Consider the following 18,397-nt stretch of genomic DNA (forward strand, 5'->3'; position numbering starts at 1 on the left):
CATGGCGCGTCTCGCATGCCACAGAAGGTCGCGATGTGTAACGTAAAGTAATCAATCGGGCGCGTGATGTCACTATTCAGTCGCGCGTACATCCCTGGAGTCCGCCATGGCCCGGATCACCATCAACGGTGTGACCATCGATCCGCTGAGGCAGTCCCACGCGCTGGCCAGCGCGTCGCTGGTCTCGGCGGACGCGTCCGCCTCCAACTATCTCCTCGTCCAGACCACCCATATCCCCTCGGTGCAGGAGAAGGAGCAGCTCGCGGAGCTGGGCTTGGTGATCCATGAGTACGTACCGGAGAACACCTATCTGTGCGGGTACCGGCCCGCCGACCTCGATGCCGTCCGGGCCCTGCCCTTCGTGGCCTGGGCGGATGTCTATCTGGAGGGCTTCAAGATCGCCCCTTCTCTCCGGGCGGGCGGATTGCAATCCGATCTGGCCGCCCTGGCCGCACCCGCGGCGGCAGGGGATTCACAGCAGCATATGGTCGATGTAGTGCTGCATGACGACGTCGACGCGGAGGCGGACGGCGTCAGGCAACGCATTGCCGATGCGGTCGGCGTGAGTGCGGATGACGTCCAGCTCACGAGGCACAAGGCCCGTCTCACGGTGTCAGGAGACCACCTCGGCGCACTGGTGGGCATCGACGAGGTCCGGCAGATCGACGAGGTGCCCCAGTGGGTGACGTACAACAGCGTCGCCCGGCCGATCATGAACGCCACGGTCCAGCTCAACGGCACCGCGTTCCTTGGGCAGGGCCAGGTCGTGGCGGTGGCCGACACCGGCTTCGACAAGGGCTCCACCGCCGATGTCCACCCCGCGTTCACGGGTCGGGTGGCGAAGTTGTACGCCCTCGGCCGCCCCGACAGGTCGGACGACCCCCGCGGCCACGGAACGCATGTGGCGGGTTCCGTTCTCGGGGACGGTCACTCGGCCACCATGGGTGGTCCCATCCAGGGCGCCGCGCCCCGGGCCACTCTGGTGCTGCAGTCGCTGTTGGACCCCGTCGGTCGACTCGGCGGGATTCCCGGCGATCTGCGCGATCTGTTCGAGCCTCCTTACCGAAACGACGGCGCGCGCGTGCACACCAACTCCTGGGGCCCCCGGCAGCCGGGGCTGCCCTACGGCAGCAGTGGGTTCGAGGTCGACGACATGGTGTGGCAGAACCCGGACCTGGTGATCTGTTTCGCGGCCGGCAACAGCGGCCATGACCGGGACCGGGACGGTGTCATCGACACGGCGTCCGTCAGCGCGCAGGCAGGGGCGAAGAACTGCATCACCGTGGGCGCCAGCGAGAGCCGCCGCCCGGACATTCCCCAGACCTACGGCCAGTTCGCGTTCGTGAACTTCCCGGCCAATCCCATCCGTGACGATCCGATGGCCGACAATCCCGCCGGGATGGCCGCCTTCAGCAGCCGTGGGCCGACCCGTGAAGGCCGGATCAAGCCCGATGTGGTGGCACCCGGTACGTCCATCCTGTCCACCCGCTCGCGCGCGGTGGTGACGCCCGACATCCGCTTCGGTATCTCCTCGGATCCGGCGTTCTTCTTCGAGAGCGGCACCAGTATGGCCACCCCGCTGGTCGCCGGCTGCGTGGCGGTACTGCGCGAGACTCTGGTGACCAACGGCAATCCCGCGCCGAGCGCCGCGCTGCTGAAAGCCCTGCTGATCAACGGTGCGGTGGAACTGTCCGGCCAGTACATCCCCTCGGAGGCCGGGGTCTCCCCGAACAACAGTTCCGGATTCGGCCTCGTCAATCTCGCCGGCTCGGTGATCGATCCTGGCGACCCGAATGCCGGCTTCACCGAGGACGGGCCGCTCGAGCAGGGCGAGGAGAACATCGTCCGTGTCCAGGTGCCGGCCACCGGCTCCTTCCGCACCCTCAAGGTGACCCTGGTCTGGACGGACCCGCCCGGTGCCGCCCTGCAGAACGATCTCGACCTGATCGTTCGAGCCGTCAGCGGCCATGAGCGTCACGGCAACATGGGAACCTCCACGGGTTTCGACCGGACCAACAACGTGGAGCAGGTCCACTGGGAGAACGTCCCTCCGGGCGATGTCGACATCATCGTGCGCGCCCACCGGATCACCCGCTTCCCGCAGCCGTACGCCTGCGTCTGGCGGATCTCCTGACCCGGCCCGCATCGCCAGGATCCCGCCTCTGACCGGCGGGTCGGCCAGGCACACCGGATTGCTCCCCGGCCGCAGGCAGGCGACCGGGGGAGCGGGGCCGGCCGACTCCTCTTTCGTCCAGCGGACCGACGGGATTTCCGGAACCACCAGCCGCCGACTGATACCAGGTCAGTCGTCCCGGCGCTCCACCTGTTCCACGAGATCAAAGAGCTCGGCCACACCGGCAGCCTCAACCTCCTCTACCGCCTGCCGGCACCGGACCAGGCGGCCTGGCTCGCCACACGACCGGACAGGCCCTTCCATCGCACCTGTACCTGCACAACGCAACGTGAGCTCATCGTGGGGGAACAATCTGCAGCTGTACATCTGCCCGAAGTTCCATTCACCCACCGACCTGATCCAGTGAGCTATTGCTGAAGCCCTCCGCGACACCACGTACACCACGGGAGTGATGGGTGGGCGTCGTCGAGTCATTCGCGTACCTGAGCGTTCACTGTGGGATGCGCGTCACCGCTGTCCGCGCCCAGGCCTGCGAGCAGGCGCAGTCCGTCCTCGGCGGGGCTACCGGGGGCGGCGGACAGCACCAGCAGCTCCATGCCCGATTCGTCCGGTGGTGCGAAGTTCTCCTGGTGCAGTTCCAGCAGTCCGACCAGCGGGTGCCGGTACGCCTTGCGCCCATGTGTGCGGGCGCGCACGTCCGCGCGGGCCCAGAGACGGCGGAAGCGCTCGCTGCCCATCGCCAGCTCGCCGATGAGCGAGGCCAGGCGGGGGTCCTCAGGGTATTTGCCGGCGGCCAGGCGCAGGTGCCCGACCACGTCGAGGGTGCAGTTCTCCCAGTCCGCGTAAAGGCCGCGCTCGGCCTCCTCGAGGAAGATGTGCCGGGCGGTGTTCAGGCCCGGCATCGGCCGGCCGTAGAGGAGCCCGGCGAGACGGTTCCCGGCGAGCACGTCCAGGCGGTGGTCCATGATCAGCGCGGGTGCGGCAACCAGGTCGAGGACGCGCAGCAATTCCGGCCGGACCCGCCCGCCCGGCGCCTTCACGCGGCGGCGGCGCTGCCGGGCGAGCCGGTAGAGGTGCCCGCGTTCGGTCTCGTCGAGGCCGAGGACGCGGGCGAGCGCGTCGAGGACCTGCTCGGAGGGCTGGGTCGCGCGGCCCTGCTCCAGGCGTACGTAGTAGTCGACGCTGACTCCGGACAGGTGCGCGACCTCTTCGCGGCGCAGCCCTTCGACCCGGCGGCGGCTGTCGGTGGGGATGTCGACGGCCGCCGGGTCGACCCGGGAACGCCGGGTCCGCAGGAAGCCCGCAAGATCGTCCATGCCCCCCAGTATGGCCTCGGTGGTGCCCGCGAAGGTGGTCCTGCCGATACCAGGAAGTCCCGTCCGATGGAAGAGACGTCCCTGAACGCCGGGCGCCGCGGGGCTCAGGATCGAAGGCACTCGATCCGAAGGAGTTCCCATGAACACGCTGATCGTCTACGCCCACCCGGAGCCGAAGTCGCTCAACGGCTCGCTGAAGGACCTCGCGGTGTCCACATTGGAGACCGCCGGGCACGAGGTACGGGTGAGCGATCTGTACGGGATGAACTGGAAGGCGGTCGTGGACGCCGCGGACTACGGCCCGGACGCCTCAAGTCCGCTGAAGGTCGCCCTGGACTCGGGCCGGGCCTTCGGCGCCGGGACGCTCACCCCGGACGTCCTCGCCGAGCAGGAGAAGCTGCTGTGGGCCGACACGATCATCTTCCAGTTCCCGCTGTGGTGGTACACGATGCCCGCGATCCTCAAAGGCTGGGTGGACCGGGTGTTCACCCACCGCTTCGCGTACGGCGTCGGCGAGCACAGCGACACCAGGTACGGCGAGCGCTTCGGCGAAGGCGCCCTCGCGGGCAGGAAGGCTCTGCTGTCGGTGACCGCCGGCGGCCCGGAGTCGCACTACGCCGCTCGCGGGATCAACGGCCCCATCGACGATCTGCTGTTCCCGATCCACCACGGCATCCTCTACTACCCGGGCATCGAGGTGCTGCCGCCGTTCGTGCTGTACGGCGCCGACCGGATGACCGGCGAGGACTACCCGGACGTCGCCAAGGCCTGGGAGCAGCGCCTGCTCACCCTGGAGTCGGCCGAGCCGATCGCGTTCCGGCGGCAGAACTTCGGTGACTACGAGATCCCTTCGCTGCACCTCAAGGAGGGACTGGAGCCCGCGGGCCGCACGGGTTTCGGGCTGCATGTGCGGGGCTGACCGCCGACGACGGACAGGATGAGCCGGGCGCGGACCCGAGCCGCGCCGCGCCTGACGGCCCGCCACGGCCGTCACCGCAAACGGACGACAAAGGCGTACGCGGGGGGCCTGTCGTTGTTCTCGCGCTGGTGTGGCAGCACGGAGCGGGACTGGCGAACTGCCGCACGTGACATGGGCTGTTCGTGCTGTGGCTGCGGTGGACACCAGGGAACGGCGGTCACCGTCGGACTGTCGTTCCGGGACCGGGGCCGGGGCCCGGCCCGTGCGGAGTGACGGCCGGATCGACAAGGTGCTCACGGCGGTACGGATGTCCCTGGCCCACGCCGTGGTCGGCAAGGAGGCGCCGGCCTGGGTGCTGGAGCAGGTCTATGAGCTCGGCGACGACCGCGACCTGCCGGTGGAGGCCCGGGGTGAGAGCGGCGGGCTGCCGAGGCCGTCGGCTCACTGATCCGCGCTGCTCAGCCGACCGGTCCCGTCATCGCGTGCGGCCGTACCGCCGGTTCGAGCAGCGACAGCGTCCGCTGTTGCGCGTCGAGGGCGACGCGGATGCCGACCGGCATCGGCAGATTCGGGCCGGCGTGTCCGAACTCGACGTTGCCCAGGACCGGGATGTCGCGGTCGCCGAGGACGTCGAGGACTATCTCGGGGAGAGCCGGGGACGCGTCGGTCGAGTCGAGTCCGTCGATCGCGTGCGGGACGCCCACGACCATGCCGGAGATCCGATCGAGGACGCCGCTGTGGCGCAACACCTGCAGGTAGCTCCACACATACGATGCCTGGCCGCCCGTCTCCTCCCAGAACAGCACCGCGCCGTCGAACCGTTCGAGCGGCAGCGCGTAAGGCGTCGCCTGCGCCAGCACGATGCGGTTGATCACCCCGCCGATCAGCCGGCCTTCGGCGCGACCGGCACGCCAGCACTCCCACGACGGGGTGGCCGGCAGCGCACCGATCGGCTCCGTACCGGTCAGCAGCGTCGAGTAGAGCTTCTCGAGTTCCGCCCTGCGTGCTGCGGGCGCGGCCTGCCAATGGCCGCCGAGTCCAGGGGTGGCCATGTCGGTATGGAAGCCGACCAGACCCGTGCGCGCATAGAGCACCAGATGCAGCAGTGAGATGTCGCTGTAGCCGAGGATCGGCTTGGGGTCGGCCACGATCGCCTCGAAGTCGATCAGGTCGAGGTAGCCGAGCACCGACTGACCGCCGTCATGCGCGATGATGGCGCGCACCTCAGGATCACGCAGAAGGGCATTGAACTCGCGGGCGATCTCCGCCGGTGTAGCCGCGCTCCACCAACGGTGCCGCCCTGCTTCGAGGAGCGGTGCCCGACGCACGCGGAATCCCATCCGCTGGAGCACGACCACCGCCTGCTCGAGGTCGGGCTCGTAAACGGTATGGAGCGGCCCGGACAGCGATGCGACAACGACAAGATCTCCGGGCCTCAAGGCACGAGGTCGAAGCAGCTGAGGCAGTGCAGCAAGGGTCACCGAGGCAGTATCCCGACACCGTCAGCACCACGCGACACAGTTTTTTGCTCGAACAAGCCCACGGCGAGAACTTCGACCTCCGACTCGATCCCGCCCGCCGCGGCGGCACCCCATCACGTCGCCACAACCCGTGGCTGTCATCCGCGACCCGAGTCGCTCGACGGATCCATCCACATGACCTGCCAGCCGTGGCCGTCGAGGTCGAAGAAGCTGCGTGAGTACATGAAGCCGTGGTCCTCGGGGCCATCCGCCTCGGAGCCGCCCGCGGCGAGCGCAGCCTCGACGACCGTGTCAACCTCATCGCGGGCTGACACGCTGAAGCAGTAGAGCGCCAGCGTGTGCGTGGTGGGATCGGCCATCGGCAGCTTCGCGAACTGCGCGAACGTCTCGTGGCTGAGCAGCATGACGGAGGCTTGCTCGCCGACCAGCATGCAGGCGGCGGTCTCGCCGGTGAACATCGGGTTGTAGCTGAACCCGAGCCGCGCGAAGAACGCCTTGCTGCGCTCGATGTCCGCCACGGGGATGTTCACGAACAGCATGCGACCGGCGTGTGCGGGAGTGGCCATGGTGTGTCTCCAGTCCGAGGTTCGATGGTGTACGACGGAGTAGACCGGCCCAGCCCGCGGAATTCATCGGTGGATTTTGGAACTCCCATCGGGCGACAGGCCGAAGCCGGGAGGACAGTTGTCAAGGCCGGTTGAAGAGCCGCAAGTCAGCCGGAACATCGACCGATGGGGATCCCCGCGGGGATCCGCCGTCGGCGGCCGTCCTGGACCTTCTCTGGGCGCCGGCCACTTGCTGGCCATCCTGGGCGTCCTGCCGATCGACGCCACCGAGGCTGCTTCCTTGTCGCCGCCGACGAAATCATCGCGCTTGCCCGACGGGCTGGACTCGGCCTCGCCGCCGACGCCCCGAAACTGCCGCTGCCCGGTGTATGCCACGCCGTCCTGCTCAAACCACCCATCTGAAGCAGCGCACCGGCATCCCCCCGCACAAGCGGCGTGTGCGAAAGGGCAGGGCGGAGGTCAGCGATTGCCCGTCCAGATGACCCGCCCGGCGAATCCTCCTCGCTCACGAGCCTTTTCCTCACGGATCTTCTCCAACTGCGCCAGGCCGATGCCCAGCTCGGACGCGAGAGCTTGTACGACTTCAAGCACGTCCGCGAGTTCCTCCGGAGCCTCCGCCTCGTCCGCGGCCAGAAACTCAGCGACTTCCTCGCCGAGTTTGTCCCGCAGCAGCCTCCTGTACTCCAGGGGGCCAGCGGTATGAACCACAGGCTCCGCGCCTGACGATCGGATGATTTCAGGGATCCGATCCCGTACCAGCTTGCCCTGGCTGCTCACGCGTGCTCTCCCGCACCCATCACCTTGGAACGGCCACCGACTGCCGCTCCTCCCTGCCGCCGCAGCCTAGGCAAGGAGTCCGCTATTCGCTTACGAACCACAGATCTCACCCGTTTGAGCACGCTTGCCTTTCCAACCCCCAGTGTCCGTCCACGCTGCGATGCTGATTCAAGCGTGTGCGCCGTGGGTGCTCGGGTCGCTGGGGTGGAGTGGTGGCGCGGTTACCGTGGGTGCACGGCGTAGGTCAGGTGTGTCACCCGCGGCGACGGCTCCGAACGGACGGGCTCCAGCGCGACCCTGGACGCGTCCACGCCGTCGAACAGGCGGGTGCCGGCGCCGAGAAGCACCGGTGACAGCGTGATCGAGAACTCGTCGACCAGGCCGGCGTTCAGGTGCTCCAGGATCGTCGCGCCGCCGCCGGCGATGCGGACGTCGCGGTCGCCGGCGGCGGCGCGGGCCTGGTCGAGGGCGTGCTCGATGCCGTCGTTGACGAAGTGGAACGTGGTGCCGCCGGGCCGCTCCCACGGGTCACGCCTGGTGTGCGTCACGACGAAGACCGGGGTGTGGAAGGGCGCCTCCTGCGGCCATGACTGCTCGCCGAGGTCGAACATGCGCTTGCCCATGACGCTCGCGCCGGTGCGTTCGAACGTCTCCCGCGCGACGTCGTTGTCGCGGCCCTCCTCGCCGCCCTCGCCCAGCTTCAGGTTCTCCCGGATGAACCGCAGCGGGAACAGCCACTGCTGCAGCTCCGTCCACTGCGCCATCCAGCGCTGAACGTCCGGGTCGTCCTGCTTGTCGGGCGCGAGGAAGTCGTCGACGGGCACGGACTCGGGCGCGATGAAGCCGTCCAGCGACATCGTCACGCTGAAGAACACCTTCCCGGCCATCAGCCCTGCGCCCCCTTTCGCGCGAGGTCGGTGACGTAGGCAGCCAGGCTGCTCAGGGTCTGCCGGCCGCCCTCGATCGCCCGGTACTTCTCGACCGCCTGGTCGCGCAGTTCCTTGGTGGGGAACACCGTGCGCATCACGATCCGGGTCGCCGCGCCGTCCGGCGCGAAGGTCAGGACCGACTCGAAGGCGTTCGGGTCGTCGCGGGACTCACCGTGCAGCAGCGTGATCCGCTCCGGCGGGACGATCTCGGTCCAGGAGATCCACTCCTGGTAGTCGGTTCCGTCCGGCCCATGCAGCACGAAGTCCCACACCCCGCCCTCGCGGAACTCGAAGGACCGCGTGGTGGTGGTGAACCCCTCCGGACCCCACCACCGCGACAGGTGCCGGACCTCGGTGAACGCCTCGAACACCAGCTCCCGTGAGGCGTCGATCACCCGGGAGATCACGATCTCCCGGTCGGCCGTCGCCGGCTCCGCCCGCGTTTCTCGCCTTGCCCCTGCCATCGGTCATTCCTCCTGCCGTGTCTGCTCGAGGTCCTGCACGTAGGCGTCCAGCCGGTCGAAACTCTCGTTCCAGAACCGCTCGAATCCGCCGACCCACTCGTGGACCGGCCGCAGCCCACGGGCGTCCAGGCCGTAGAGACGCTGCTTGCCCACCCCGCGGACCCGCACCAGCCCCACCTCACGGAGCACCCGCAGGTGCTTGGACGCCCGCGGCTGGCTCATCCCCAGCTCCTGGGCCAGGTCGGTCACCGGCCGCTCACCCGCCCGCAGCAGTACCAGGATGTCCCGGCGCTGCGGCTCGGCGATCGCGTTGAACGCGTCCGACGTCGTCGCTGCTCGTGCCATGCCAGCCATCATATTCCGATATCGGAATATGACAAGGGAGCGAGCGCAGCCATTGACGATGTTCCTGATGTCTTCAAGCCCTTCGTTCAGGAACTTGTGTCGTCGTTGAACTCATTTCACTGGTGGGTACGGCAGGCGGTCAGCCGGCCAGGTGCTTGCCGAAGAACTCGGTGAGCTTGGCGACGGCGGGGGTGACGTATTCGTCCTTGTCGTAGAGGTCGATGTGGGTGGCACCGTCGATGACGACAAGTTCCTTGGGCCCGGCGGCCTTCTCGATCGCTTCCCGGCTGAAGTAGGCGGTCTCCGCCTCCGAACCAGCGATCATCAGCAGGGGACGGGGCGAGATGAGCCGGATCATCGCGTACGAGTCGTACTGGGCGATCAGGTCGATACTGCGCAGCACCCATCCCTGGTTCGCGCGGGGGTGGTAGCCGCGCGGGGTGCAGTAGAACTCGAACGTCTCCCGGAACTGCCTGGTGGCGCTCTCCAGCAGTTCCTCGGCGTTGTCGGGAATCCACGCCGCCAACTGCGGGGCCGCGCCGCGTGCTTCCGCGGTGCGCAGTGCACCGGCCTGGTCGAGCATGGCGATGAGGATCGCCGGGTCCTGTGTGCGGCCCAGCCCTTCACGGAACACCGACCCGAGGTCCACGGCGCTGACCGTGGCGACGCTCCTGATGCGGTGGTCGGTCTGCGCGGCGTAGGGGACGTAACCACCGGACGCGCAGATCCCCAGAGCCCCGATGCGGTACGGGTCGATGTCGTCACGGGTGGTCAGGTAGGTCACTGCGGACTTGATGTCCTCGGCCCGCTGGAAGGGGTCCTCCAGGCCTCGCGGCTCGCCCTCGCTCTCGCCCTGGCAGGCGGCGTCGAAGACGAGCGCGGCGAACCCGGCACCGGCCAGACGCTCGGCGTAGATGCTCGGGCTCTGCTCCTTCACGCCGCCTCCCGGATGGGAGACGACGACGGCCGGCAACCGGCCGTCAACGTGGTCATCGGGGGTGAAGAGAATCCCGGCGAGGACGAGATGGGTGCTGGGGAAGGTGACGCTGGTCCGCATGTTCTGTGTCTCCTGGATGCAGGTGAGCAAGTGCTGTGACCGCGGACGGGACGGATTCCACCCGGCCAGGCCTCCCGCCTCGGGGCAGCCCGCCCGCCGGTCACGTCACCGACACTCGCACGCGGTATGCGGGTGGGTAAGGGGCGTCTTGTGTCCCCGGACAACGCTGTCCTAGGACACGACAGGCCCCCTGTCACGCATATGACGCGGTGCAAGACTTGTCCCCATGAGCAGCAGCAACGCCCACCACAGTGAACTGGGCGCCTTCCTCAAGGCGCGGCGTATGGAGCTGGGCCCGGCCCAGGTCGGGCTGTCCGATGCGGGCGGCAGGCGCAGGGTCAAGGGTCTGCGCCGGGAGGAAGTGGCCTTGCTGGCGTCGATCAGCCCCGACTACTACACGCGCCTGGAGCAGGGCCGACGCCAGGCTTCCGAACCGGTGCTGGACACCCTCGCGCGTGTTCTCCGGCTCGACGACGGCGAGCGTGCCTACATGTTCGAACTGTCAGGCAAGGACGCCGCCCGGCCCCGTCGGCGCACCACGCAGAAGATCCAGCCGCAGCTGCAGCGGCTGCTGGACGACCTGTCCACCACGCCGGCCGTCGTCCTGGGCTGGCGCACGGACATCCTCGCCTGGAACCCCATGGCCGCCGCCCTGTTCACCGACTTCGCGCAGATCCCGGAGAAGAAGCGCAACTTCGTACGGCTGGTCTTCTGCGAACCGGCCATCAGAGCGCTGTACCCGGACTGGGACTGGGTGGCACAGACCACCCTCGCGCAGCTGCGCATGGAGGCCGTCCGGGACCCGAAAGACCCACGGCTGGCAGAACTCGTGGGCGAGCTGTCACTTCAGGACCCCGACTTCCGACGGTGGTGGGGCGCCCACCACGTCGCAGTCCAAGGCCCAGGCACGAAGACCTTGAACCATCCGATCGCCGGCCGGCTCACCCTCGACTGGTCCTTCCTCACCTGCACCGCCGATCCCGACCAGCAGCTCATCACCCTGACCGCCGAGCCCGGCTCACCCAGCCACGACCGTCTGCGCATCCTCGCTTCATGGGCCGCGCAGTCCGCCGGCCGCTCCGTGGCAGACCGCTGGACCTAGGGTTCTCAGCGACTGTTGTTCCCCGCGGCAGGGCGCGGGCCTGCCCGTAGGAATGGCGGGCCAGACGGGTGTCCGGGCACACCTCGAGCGGGCTACGTCGCCGTGGGCGACAGCCCAAGCTCCAGCAGACAATAGGGCGCTATCTGCTGGAACACTTCAGATTCCGTGAGGCCTATCAGACCATGCCCCGAGCCCGGGACTGGTGGCACCTCCGAGGGCGGGGCCGGGGTTGGCGACGGTGAGGGCCAGGCCGTCGCCGGTTCGCCCCTTCCGCCCCGACGGCCGGTAGCGCAGCGAGCACAGCCGTACCAGAACCCGCTGACGTTCTCGTGGCAGCTGACAGCCGCCATCCGACGCGAACAGAACTCGCCAACCACAATGAACAGGATCACGTCGACCTGTAGAAATCGCTCATCGCACCCGCCAACACGCGCGAACGGTCACAGTCGCAAGGAGCGGGACGGCCTTGAATCAGCGGTCAGCGGCCCGGGAGGCGCCCGCGTGGCGTGCAGTTCACTGCTGGATCTGACATGCGCAGAGGGCCGCTCTTGGACGGGAAGGCGCGAGGCCGGTGGTCGTCCGGCCGGGACGGGCAGCCATGCCCCGCTTCCCACGACCTCGCGCTGCTCGCGGCGCTCGTCGCCCTTGCGGCGATCGTCCTCACCGCGCTCGCGCCGGACGCCGGCGACGAGCTCACCGAGCACCAGGACCGCGTGCTGTGCGCCGCGTTGTAGGCGATCGAGGACGCCGCGCTCGCCGAGCTCGTCCCGACCCTGCCGGTCGGTGCGGTCGCCCGGGCTCGGAGGCTGGATGCGCTTGCCGAGCACGGGAATTGGTGATCTTCTCCTAGAGGTTGTAGCCGCCCGATACCTCGATGTTCTGAGCGGTGACCCAGCGGCTCTCCTCGGAGACCAGTGTGGCGATCATCGCGCCGATGTCGTCGGGTTCACCGACCCGGCCGAGCGCGGTCTTCGCCGCGAGGGCGGGGACGACCTCGGGGAACCGGGTGAAGGCGTCGTCGGCGATCCGGGTGCGGGTCGACCCCGGCGAGACGGCGTTGACGCGGATGCCACGTGTGCTGAATTCCTTGGCCATGTACCGGGTCAGGACGTCCAGTGCGCCTTTCATCGAGGCGTAGGCGGAGTAGCCGGGCTCCAGGCCGGTCGCAGCCGTCGCCGAGTTGCTGCTCGTATTGACGATGGCCCCGCCGTCCGCCATCAGGGGCAGCAGCTTCTGCGTCAGGAAGTACGGTCCCTTGAGCAGGACGTGCATGAGCCTGTCGAACATCTCCTCGGTCGTGTCCTCGATCAACGACGTCTGCGCGAAACCGGCGTTGTTGACCAGGTAGTCGAAGGTGTCGCGCTGCCAGGTGTCGTGCAGTACGTCGGTCACCGTGTCGCGGAAGGCCGCGAAGGTGCCCGCTTCGCCGACGTCCAGCGGGAGTGCGACGGCCGTGCCGCCTTCCTTCTCGACGATGCCGGCCGTCTCCAGGCCTCCTTGTGGGTTGGCGCTGTAGGTGAGGATGACTCCGGTTCCGCGTTTGGCGATCTCGATCGCGGCGCTTCGTCCTATGCCGGAGCTGGCGCCCGTGACGACGGCGACCTTCATGGTGTTCCTCCTGGTGTGCGACTCGTGCGTGCGGTGGTGGGTGGGCGCGCCGGTGGCGCTATGCGGCAAAGTCCGGCAGCAGGAGCCGGGTGAGCCAGTCGGTGCGGGTCTGGCGGGCTGCGGCGGAGATGCGTGCCTGCGGGTACAGGGCGTCGAAGCCGTGGAAGCCGCCCGCCCAGACGTGGAGTTCGGCCTGGCCGCCGGCCGCCCAGATGCGGGTGGCGTAGTCGGTGTCCTCGTCGCGGAAGACCTCGGCGGAGCCGGTGTCGATGTAGGTGGTCGGCAGGCCGGAGAGATCGTCGGCCAGCGCGGGTGAGACGTACTCGGGTATCTCCTGGTCGGTGAGGTCGCAGAGGACGGCACGCCATCCGAACTCGTTCATCTCGCGGGTCCAGACGCCGGGCTCGCCGGAGTACTGGCGGCTGGAGGTGCTGGTGTTGCGGTGGTCGAGCATGGGGCAGATCAGCATCTGCGCGGCGATCGCGGGCGTGCCGAGGTCGCGGGCCAGGAGGGCGACGCCGGCGGCAAGGCCGCCGCCCGCGCTGGCGCCGGCTACGACGATCCGGGCGGGGTCGATGCCCAGTTCGGCGGAGTGTTCGGCGACCCACAGCAGTCCCTGGTAGCAGTCGTCGACCAGGGCGGTACCGGTGGCCTCGGGTGCGAGCCGGTAGTCCACGGAGACCACGACCGCGCCGAACTCGTCGAGCCACTCCAGGGGGATGTCGATCTGCGAGAAGCGGTCACCCATGACCATCCCGCCGCCGTGCATCCAGTAGACGCAGGGTGCGGCGGCGGCGCGATCGGTGTTCGCGGGGCCGAAGACCGACAGAGGGATCGGGGCACCGTCCTTGGCGGGCACGGTGACTTCGCGCCGGTCGGCCTGCCGGTGGGCGAGGAGGGGCTCGACAGGCGTCGACGGGAGTCGGCGCAGTTGCGCGAGGATTTCCGGGCTGAGCTGGGACATGAGGGGCATGTCGGCGAGCAGGTCACGCAGTTCGGGGTCCAAGGCGGGTCGTGCCGTGGTCATGGTCGCGGCCTTTCGCGGGGTGGTGGCGGACGGTCGGGCGAGGAGAGGGCCGGCTCGGGAGGCGCCGAGGCGCTGAGGCACCGAAGCGGCAGGGGCCGGGATGCGGCGCGATCGGCGGGTCAGAAGGCGGCCTTGCCGCGGACCGGGACGTAGTCGGTGTACTCGGACTCCTTGGCCAGCAGTCCGTCGATCTGCGCCACGATGGCCTGGGCGGCCTCGCCGGCGAAGATCCGGTGGTGGTCCTCCTCGCTGGTCCAGCCCTCGGTGACGTGGACGACGTCGGGGCTGGACGCGGAACGGGAGACGAGGTAGACGACGCAGTGTTCGCCGGCGCCGGGGCTGCCCTCGTTCAGGCCGGTCAGCAGCAGGGCGACCAGCTGGTCGCCCATTCCGGGCTTGGCGGTCAGGGTGGCGTTGAAACCGTAGTTGACGATCATGGCTGCCCTTTTTCTCGGTGATGGAGTGAAGTGATTCCATTCAACCGAGCTGACCTGCGAAAACGTTAGAACGATGCTCGCTCGTACTTGCACGATCCTCGCGGACACGGGAGCCATGGCGCGGAGCGGTGCTGGAATGGACGTATGTACCTCGAAGAGCTGCGCACCCTGCTGGCCCGGCATGCCCGCCCTGACTGGACCACCGCCATCGACGGCGTCCTCATCTCGAAGGTCGACCGGCCCGATCCGCCGTCACCCTCGATGTCCGGCACGGTGCTGGCGGTCATCGCCCAGGGCGCCAAACGACTCGCCCTCGGCGAGCGGGTGTACGAGTACGGGCCCGGGCAGTACCTGGTCGCATCCGTTGATCTGCCCGTCACCGGGCAGTTCACCCAGGCCGACCCCGAGGAGCCGGCGCTCGGATTCGGTCTTGTGCTGGAACCGTCCGCTGTTGCCGAACTGCTGCTGCAGGCCGGCCCCGGAGACACCCCCCGCGCCGGCGGGGGCGCGCCGTCGGGCATCGCCGTCAGCGACGCTCCGGCCGCGCTGCTCGACGCAGGGGTGCGGCTGCTGCGCCTGCTCGACGAGCCCCGCGACCGGGCCGTTCTGGCCCCGCTGGTCAAGCGCGAGATCCTGTGGCGTGCGATCACCGGCGAGCAAGGTGCGACGGTTCGTCAGCTCGGCCTGGCCGACAGCAGCCTCAGCCATGTCTCCCGGGCCGTGCGCTGGATCCGCGAGCACTACGCGCAGCCCTTCCGGGTCGAGGACGTGGCGCGGCTGTCCGGGATGAGCGTCTCCGCCTTCTACCGCAACTTCCAGGCGGTGACCGCGATGAGCCCCATCCAGTTCCAGAAGCAGATCCGGCTGCAGGAGGCCCGGCTGCTGCTCGCCACCCACCCGGGCGACGTCACCGGGGTCGGCCACCGCGTCGGCTACGACAACCCGTCACAGTTCAGCCGGGAGTATCGCCGCCAGTTCGGCGCGCCGCCCAGCCAGGACGCAGCCCGCCTGCGCCAGGCCGTGCGCACCCCGGCAGGCGTCCTCCCTTGAGCCGGCCGGACCACACGGGAGGATCACGCAAGGCCAGCGAGGATAAATCTCCGGGTTTCCCCAGGTCACAGCGCGAGGATCGTCGGCCGGGCCCGCTAGTTGGGACGAAGGCAGGTGTTTTGTCACCAGGACTTCCGGACAGAGCATGCCGGGCTGTCCGCCGGGGCTGCTGCGTGGCTCAGGAAAGGCGGCTCCGACGATCGTCAGCGCTCAGAAGGTGAAGGTCCCGCTTCGGGACGGCGACGCCGTGGCGGAGCAGGTCAGGGTCGGCGGCGAACAGCACCACGGGGGCGAGCACGCCTGCGAGTTGGAGGATGCCGAATCACCCAGGTCCTCCTGGGCGAGCTTGTCGGCGGCCGGTACCAAGGCCCTTGCCCGGCCTTGATCCAGTGATCGAAGATGGCGAGATGTCGCCCAAGTCCGAGCCACCGCCGCGCGTCGCGCGCGCCGCCGAGAAAGCCGATCTCGGGTACTTCCGATACCGGCACGACCGCCGTACGCCGGCGTGGCGGTATGCCGCCGAGGTGGCTCTGCTCGTGCCGCCGTTGATCCTGCTCTTTTCGTCGAACACCGGGCGACCGGACAACGCCTGGGGCTGGCTGGCGCCGCCAGTGGGCCTGCTGGCGGAGGGCGTCGGGTACTGGCGACTCTCCCCGCTCCTCTCCCGCGACGACTTGGTACCGGCGAGCGCACTGGCCCGAGATCTCGGCAAGCTCGCGCTGTACACGGTCCTGCTCGGCGGCTACCTGGCCTGGCAGTGGCGCCTGGGCTGGCCGGACAACTCGTTCGGCGACTGGCTGACCGTGGTCGCCGTCGCCGCCGCCGTGCCGGTCCTCGCGATCTGCTTCGACGTGCTCTTCCTGGCGTACGCGCCCTGGTACACGTTCAGCGGCGGCCTGCTGATAGGCGATTCGTGGGGCGGCCGGCGGCGGGTGGTGCGCTACGCGGACGTCAAGACCCTCCGGTACGACCAGTGGTCGCAGGGCCGGCTGGAGAGCTGGCTGGAGAGACGCAACATCTACCTCATCTCCGACCCGTACCCCGGCTACGCCCAGCGCCACTGGCACCGCCTTCGGGTACGGCGCGGGCGGGGCCTGCGCTTCATTTCGACCACGGTCGGCAGCGCGTACGACAACCTCAGCCCGGAGATCTGCGGGGGCATCGCAGAGGCGCAGGTCGCCGGTGTCCTGAAGACGATCGGGGACGGCGGGAAGGTCACGTTCGGACCGATCACGGCGAACCGGTACCGCGTAATGGCGGGCTCGGTCTCCGTGCGCTGGGGGAAGGTCAGCCACATCGGGTACAGCGAGCGGAAACTGACGGTCCACACGACCGACGGCTCACCGGGCCTGACCTTCCGCGCCCGCCGGGTCCGGAACGGCGAGACCCTCGGAGCGCTCGAACGGAAGCTGCGAGAGGAGCGCGAGCAGGAGCGCCGCAAGCGCAAGTAGACGAACGAGCGGGCGGCCGATCGCCGGCGCGTCCAGGACCGGAAGCCCACCGAGTACTTGCGCTGCAAGGCCCGGTTCGACATCCCCGCCGGCCATCACGGCGGATCGCCGGGTACAGATCGCCCTTGGACTTCGGTGGCACCCGGCGCCCCCTCACCACGCCGAGCACTCTCAGCCTCCAACCATAAGCATCCAACCGGTGTCAAAACTCGGCGACATGACTCTCCGTCAACACCGGGCGGTCTCTTTGGTCAGTTGGTTCTCGGGTTGATCGGCTTCTCTCTGAAGGATGACGGCGGCGCACATGGAAACCTGTCGGCATGGATACGTTCACGGCCCGGCTGGAGGGCGCATGGGAGTGGTGGTCCGCCGCCATCGAGGAAGCGCAGGAAGGACGCTGGGTCCGTGATGCCGTGGAACGGCAGGTGACAGCGGACATCAGGGCTGCTACCGGGATTCATTCGCGGTGCATCGGGCTTCAGCCCGGTGGTGAAGCGAATCTGATGGTTGCGACGCGGAGCGTCGCCGCGTCTGGTCCGGCGGAGCCTGACACGGCGTGTTCGCCACCCGCGGCGCGGAGCGTCGTGATTGCTGGTCCGGCGGTGCCGGGGAACGCTCATGCAGGCCGGTTCTGCGGCTCGATGTACTGCCTGACCACGGTGAGGGGGGCGCCGCCGACGGTGCCGGCGAAGTAGGACCCGGACCAGAGTTTGTTGGCCCGCCAGTAGTGGCGTACCAGGTCGGGGAACTCCTGGCGCAGGCGGCGGGAGGAGACGCCCTTGAGGGAGTTGAACACTCTGTGCCGGAACTTGGTCACGAAGACCAGGTGCACATGCATCACGAAAGCGCAGTGACGGCCAGTTCTGATCTTCTGCATCTCACCCGTAACCCCATTATGTAGCGTGGCTGTCATGCAGCTCCGGTACGCCTTCAGGCTGTACCCGGACACCGACCAGCAAGCGGCACTGGCGAAGGCGTTCGGGTGCGCCCGGGTCGTGTTCAATGACGCCGTGTACGCCCGCGAGAGCGCCCGCACGGCTGGAAAGCCGTTTCCGAAGATCGGTGAGCTGTCCACACGGCTGATCACCCAGGCGAAGCAGACCGTGGAGCGGTCTTGGCTGGGCGAGGTCTCCGCGGTCGTTCTCCAGCAGTCCCTGCGCGACGCCGAGAGCGCCTACAGCAACTTCTTCGCCTCCCTCAAGGGCACCCGTAAGGGGCCCGGGACGGGTGCGCCGCGGTTCAAGTCCCGCAAGGACACCCGTCAGTCGATCCGGTTCACCGCGAACGCCCGCTGGGAGATCACCGGCAGCGGACGGCTGAACCTGCCGAAGATCGGTGCGGTGAAGGTGAAGTGGTCCCGTACCCTGCCCGCCGCCCCCACCTCGGTCACCGTCATCAAGGACTCCGCCGGGCGGTACTTCGCCTCTTTCGTCATCGACACCGACCCACAGGCGGATGCCGACCGGATGCCCGCCACCGACCGCACCATCGGCATCGACCTCGGCCTCACGCACTTCGCGGTCCTGTCCGACGGCACGAGAATCGACTCCCCGCGGTTTCTGCGCCGCGCGGAGAAGAAGCTGAAGAAGGCCCAGCGGGAACTGTCCCGCAAGCAGAAAGGCTCGAAGAACCGCGAAAAGGCCCGGCTCAAGGTCGCTCGCGCCCACGTCGAGGTCACCGATGCCCGCCATGAGTTCCACCACCAGCTCTCCACACAGCTGATCTCCGAGAACC

General features: G+C 68.6%; 20 protein-coding genes. 8 read left to right on the forward strand and 12 right to left on the reverse strand.

Annotation, left to right across the window (positions count from 1 at the left end; all coding sequences use genetic code 11):
* Positions 1-106 precede the first annotated feature (106 nt).
* Positions 107-2,134 (forward strand): S8 family serine peptidase, encoded by a 2,028-nt coding sequence (locus tag ABZ725_RS42520; protein ID WP_358807726.1) that lies wholly within the window; start codon positions 107-109, stop codon positions 2,132-2,134.
* A gap of 470 nt (positions 2,135-2,604) precedes the next feature.
* Here the strand turns inward: ABZ725_RS42520 and ABZ725_RS42525 are convergent, their stop codons facing one another.
* Positions 2,605-3,450 (reverse strand): helix-turn-helix transcriptional regulator, encoded by an 846-nt coding sequence (locus tag ABZ725_RS42525; protein WP_358807727.1) that lies wholly within the window; start codon positions 3,448-3,450, stop codon positions 2,605-2,607.
* 139 nt (positions 3,451-3,589) lie between these two features.
* On the opposite strand from ABZ725_RS42525, the gene ABZ725_RS42530 reads away from it, so the two are divergent.
* Complete coding sequence (locus ABZ725_RS42530) at positions 3,590-4,369, forward strand: NAD(P)H-dependent oxidoreductase (RefSeq protein WP_358807728.1); 780 nt, start codon at positions 3,590-3,592, stop codon at positions 4,367-4,369.
* 262 nt (positions 4,370-4,631) lie between these two features.
* Positions 4,632-4,817: a hypothetical protein gene (locus ABZ725_RS42535; protein WP_358807729.1), complete on the forward strand. Its 186-nt coding sequence runs from the start codon at positions 4,632-4,634 to the stop codon at positions 4,815-4,817.
* 10 nt (positions 4,818-4,827) lie between these two features.
* Here ABZ725_RS42535 and ABZ725_RS42540 read toward each other — a convergent pair whose 3' ends face one another.
* The 7 genes from ABZ725_RS42540 to ABZ725_RS42570 all read right to left on the reverse strand — a co-directional run bounded on the left by ABZ725_RS42540 (position 4,828) and on the right by ABZ725_RS42570 (position 9,988).
* On the reverse strand, positions 4,828-5,850 hold the full coding sequence (locus ABZ725_RS42540) for a S66 peptidase family protein (RefSeq protein ID WP_358807730.1): 1,023 nt from the start codon (positions 5,848-5,850) through the stop codon (positions 4,828-4,830).
* A gap of 137 nt (positions 5,851-5,987) precedes the next feature.
* Positions 5,988-6,389 carry a VOC family protein gene (locus ABZ725_RS42545; RefSeq protein WP_358807731.1) on the reverse strand — a complete coding sequence of 134 codons (402 nt, stop codon included), beginning with the start codon at positions 6,387-6,389 and terminating at the stop codon, positions 5,988-5,990.
* A 486-nt stretch (positions 6,390-6,875) separates the two neighbouring features.
* Entirely contained in the window at positions 6,876-7,193 is a 318-nt protein-coding gene (locus ABZ725_RS42550) for a nucleoside triphosphate pyrophosphohydrolase (RefSeq protein WP_358807732.1), read from the reverse strand.
* Positions 7,194-7,414: 221 nt separating this feature from the next.
* Entirely contained in the window at positions 7,415-8,080 is a 666-nt protein-coding gene (locus tag ABZ725_RS42555; protein WP_358807733.1) for a dihydrofolate reductase family protein, read from the reverse strand.
* On the reverse strand, positions 8,080-8,586 hold the full coding sequence (locus ABZ725_RS42560) for an SRPBCC family protein (RefSeq protein ID WP_358807734.1): 507 nt from the start codon (positions 8,584-8,586) through the stop codon (positions 8,080-8,082). The genes ABZ725_RS42555 and ABZ725_RS42560 overlap by 1 nt, the downstream gene beginning before the upstream one ends.
* A 3-nt stretch (positions 8,587-8,589) precedes the next feature.
* On the reverse strand, positions 8,590-8,931 hold the full coding sequence (locus ABZ725_RS42565; RefSeq protein WP_358807735.1) for a metalloregulator ArsR/SmtB family transcription factor: 342 nt from the start codon (positions 8,929-8,931) through the stop codon (positions 8,590-8,592).
* Between the two features lie 139 nt (positions 8,932-9,070).
* Complete coding sequence (locus ABZ725_RS42570) at positions 9,071-9,988, reverse strand: alpha/beta hydrolase (protein ID WP_358807736.1); 918 nt, start codon at positions 9,986-9,988, stop codon at positions 9,071-9,073.
* Positions 9,989-10,214: 226 nt separating this feature from the next.
* Here ABZ725_RS42570 and ABZ725_RS42575 point away from each other — a divergent pair, with 226 nt between their 5' ends.
* Together ABZ725_RS42575 and ABZ725_RS42580 are read left to right on the forward strand one after the other, a co-directional pair.
* Positions 10,215-11,090, forward strand: a complete 876-nt coding sequence (locus ABZ725_RS42575) for a helix-turn-helix domain-containing protein (protein ID WP_358807737.1) — start codon at positions 10,215-10,217, stop codon at positions 11,088-11,090.
* A 530-nt stretch (positions 11,091-11,620) separates the two neighbouring features.
* Positions 11,621-11,824, forward strand: a complete 204-nt coding sequence (locus ABZ725_RS42580) for a hypothetical protein (protein ID WP_358807738.1) — start codon at positions 11,621-11,623, stop codon at positions 11,822-11,824.
* A 112-nt stretch (positions 11,825-11,936) separates the two neighbouring features.
* Here the strand turns inward: ABZ725_RS42580 and ABZ725_RS42585 are convergent, their stop codons facing one another.
* From ABZ725_RS42585 to ABZ725_RS42595, 3 genes are all read right to left on the reverse strand, one after another.
* On the reverse strand, positions 11,937-12,698 hold the full coding sequence (locus ABZ725_RS42585) for an SDR family oxidoreductase (RefSeq protein ID WP_358807739.1): 762 nt from the start codon (positions 12,696-12,698) through the stop codon (positions 11,937-11,939).
* 58 nt (positions 12,699-12,756) lie between these two features.
* The gene (locus ABZ725_RS42590) at positions 12,757-13,725 is read right to left on the reverse strand and encodes an alpha/beta hydrolase (protein ID WP_358807740.1); all 969 of its coding nucleotides are present in this window, start codon (positions 13,723-13,725) and stop codon (positions 12,757-12,759) included.
* Between the two features lie 119 nt (positions 13,726-13,844).
* Complete coding sequence (locus tag ABZ725_RS42595) at positions 13,845-14,162, reverse strand: antibiotic biosynthesis monooxygenase (protein WP_358807741.1); 318 nt, start codon at positions 14,160-14,162, stop codon at positions 13,845-13,847.
* Positions 14,163-14,306: 144 nt separating this feature from the next.
* Between ABZ725_RS42595 and ABZ725_RS42600 the strand changes: the two genes are divergently transcribed.
* Both ABZ725_RS42600 and ABZ725_RS42605 read left to right on the forward strand, forming a co-directional pair.
* On the forward strand, positions 14,307-15,212 hold the full coding sequence (locus ABZ725_RS42600) for an AraC family transcriptional regulator (RefSeq protein ID WP_358807742.1): 906 nt from the start codon (positions 14,307-14,309) through the stop codon (positions 15,210-15,212).
* Positions 15,213-15,619: 407 nt separating this feature from the next.
* The gene (locus tag ABZ725_RS42605; protein ID WP_358807743.1) at positions 15,620-16,663 is read left to right on the forward strand and encodes a hypothetical protein; all 1,044 of its coding nucleotides are present in this window, start codon (positions 15,620-15,622) and stop codon (positions 16,661-16,663) included.
* Positions 16,664-17,279: 616 nt separating this feature from the next.
* Here the strand turns inward: ABZ725_RS42605 and ABZ725_RS42610 are convergent.
* On the reverse strand, positions 17,280-17,540 hold the full coding sequence (locus ABZ725_RS42610) for a transposase (protein ID WP_358807744.1): 261 nt from the start codon (positions 17,538-17,540) through the stop codon (positions 17,280-17,282).
* Positions 17,541-17,574: 34 nt separating this feature from the next.
* Between ABZ725_RS42610 and ABZ725_RS42615 the strand changes: the two genes are divergently transcribed.
* Positions 17,575-18,397, forward strand: an 823-nt coding sequence (locus tag ABZ725_RS42615; RefSeq protein WP_358807745.1) for a transposase, incomplete at its 3' end; no start/stop codon positions are given.

Source organism: Streptomyces sp. NPDC006872, assembly GCF_040635845.1.
Lineage (GTDB): Bacteria > Actinomycetota > Actinomycetes > Streptomycetales > Streptomycetaceae > Streptomyces.

What these genes read in the sequence shown, in the direction of transcription:
- ABZ725_RS42520 (WP_358807726.1), top strand. Translation starts at nt 107, where the DNA reads ATGGCCCGGATCACCATCAACGGTGTGACCATCGATCCGCTGAGGCAG.
- ABZ725_RS42525 (WP_358807727.1), bottom strand. Translation starts at nt 3,450, where the DNA reads ATGGACGATCTTGCGGGCTTCCTGCGGACCCGGCGTTCCCGGGTCGAC.
- ABZ725_RS42530 (WP_358807728.1), top strand. Translation starts at nt 3,590, where the DNA reads ATGAACACGCTGATCGTCTACGCCCACCCGGAGCCGAAGTCGCTCAAC.
- ABZ725_RS42545 (WP_358807731.1), bottom strand. Translation starts at nt 6,389, where the DNA reads ATGCTGTTCGTGAACATCCCCGTGGCGGACATCGAGCGCAGCAAGGCG.
- ABZ725_RS42555 (WP_358807733.1), bottom strand. Translation starts at nt 8,080, where the DNA reads ATGGCCGGGAAGGTGTTCTTCAGCGTGACGATGTCGCTGGACGGCTTC.
- ABZ725_RS42560 (WP_358807734.1), bottom strand. Translation starts at nt 8,586, where the DNA reads ATGGCAGGGGCAAGGCGAGAAACGCGGGCGGAGCCGGCGACGGCCGAC.
- ABZ725_RS42565 (WP_358807735.1), bottom strand. Translation starts at nt 8,931, where the DNA reads ATGGCACGAGCAGCGACGACGTCGGACGCGTTCAACGCGATCGCCGAG.
- ABZ725_RS42570 (WP_358807736.1), bottom strand. Translation starts at nt 9,988, where the DNA reads ATGCGGACCAGCGTCACCTTCCCCAGCACCCATCTCGTCCTCGCCGGG.
- ABZ725_RS42575 (WP_358807737.1), top strand. Translation starts at nt 10,215, where the DNA reads ATGAGCAGCAGCAACGCCCACCACAGTGAACTGGGCGCCTTCCTCAAG.
- ABZ725_RS42580 (WP_358807738.1), top strand. Translation starts at nt 11,621, where the DNA reads ATGCGCAGAGGGCCGCTCTTGGACGGGAAGGCGCGAGGCCGGTGGTCG.
- ABZ725_RS42585 (WP_358807739.1), bottom strand. Translation starts at nt 12,698, where the DNA reads ATGAAGGTCGCCGTCGTCACGGGCGCCAGCTCCGGCATAGGACGAAGC.
- ABZ725_RS42590 (WP_358807740.1), bottom strand. Translation starts at nt 13,725, where the DNA reads ATGACCACGGCACGACCCGCCTTGGACCCCGAACTGCGTGACCTGCTC.
- ABZ725_RS42595 (WP_358807741.1), bottom strand. Translation starts at nt 14,162, where the DNA reads ATGATCGTCAACTACGGTTTCAACGCCACCCTGACCGCCAAGCCCGGA.
- ABZ725_RS42600 (WP_358807742.1), top strand. Translation starts at nt 14,307, where the DNA reads ATGTACCTCGAAGAGCTGCGCACCCTGCTGGCCCGGCATGCCCGCCCT.
- ABZ725_RS42605 (WP_358807743.1), top strand. Translation starts at nt 15,620, where the DNA reads ATGTCGCCCAAGTCCGAGCCACCGCCGCGCGTCGCGCGCGCCGCCGAG.
- ABZ725_RS42610 (WP_358807744.1), bottom strand. Translation starts at nt 17,540, where the DNA reads ATGCAGAAGATCAGAACTGGCCGTCACTGCGCTTTCGTGATGCATGTG.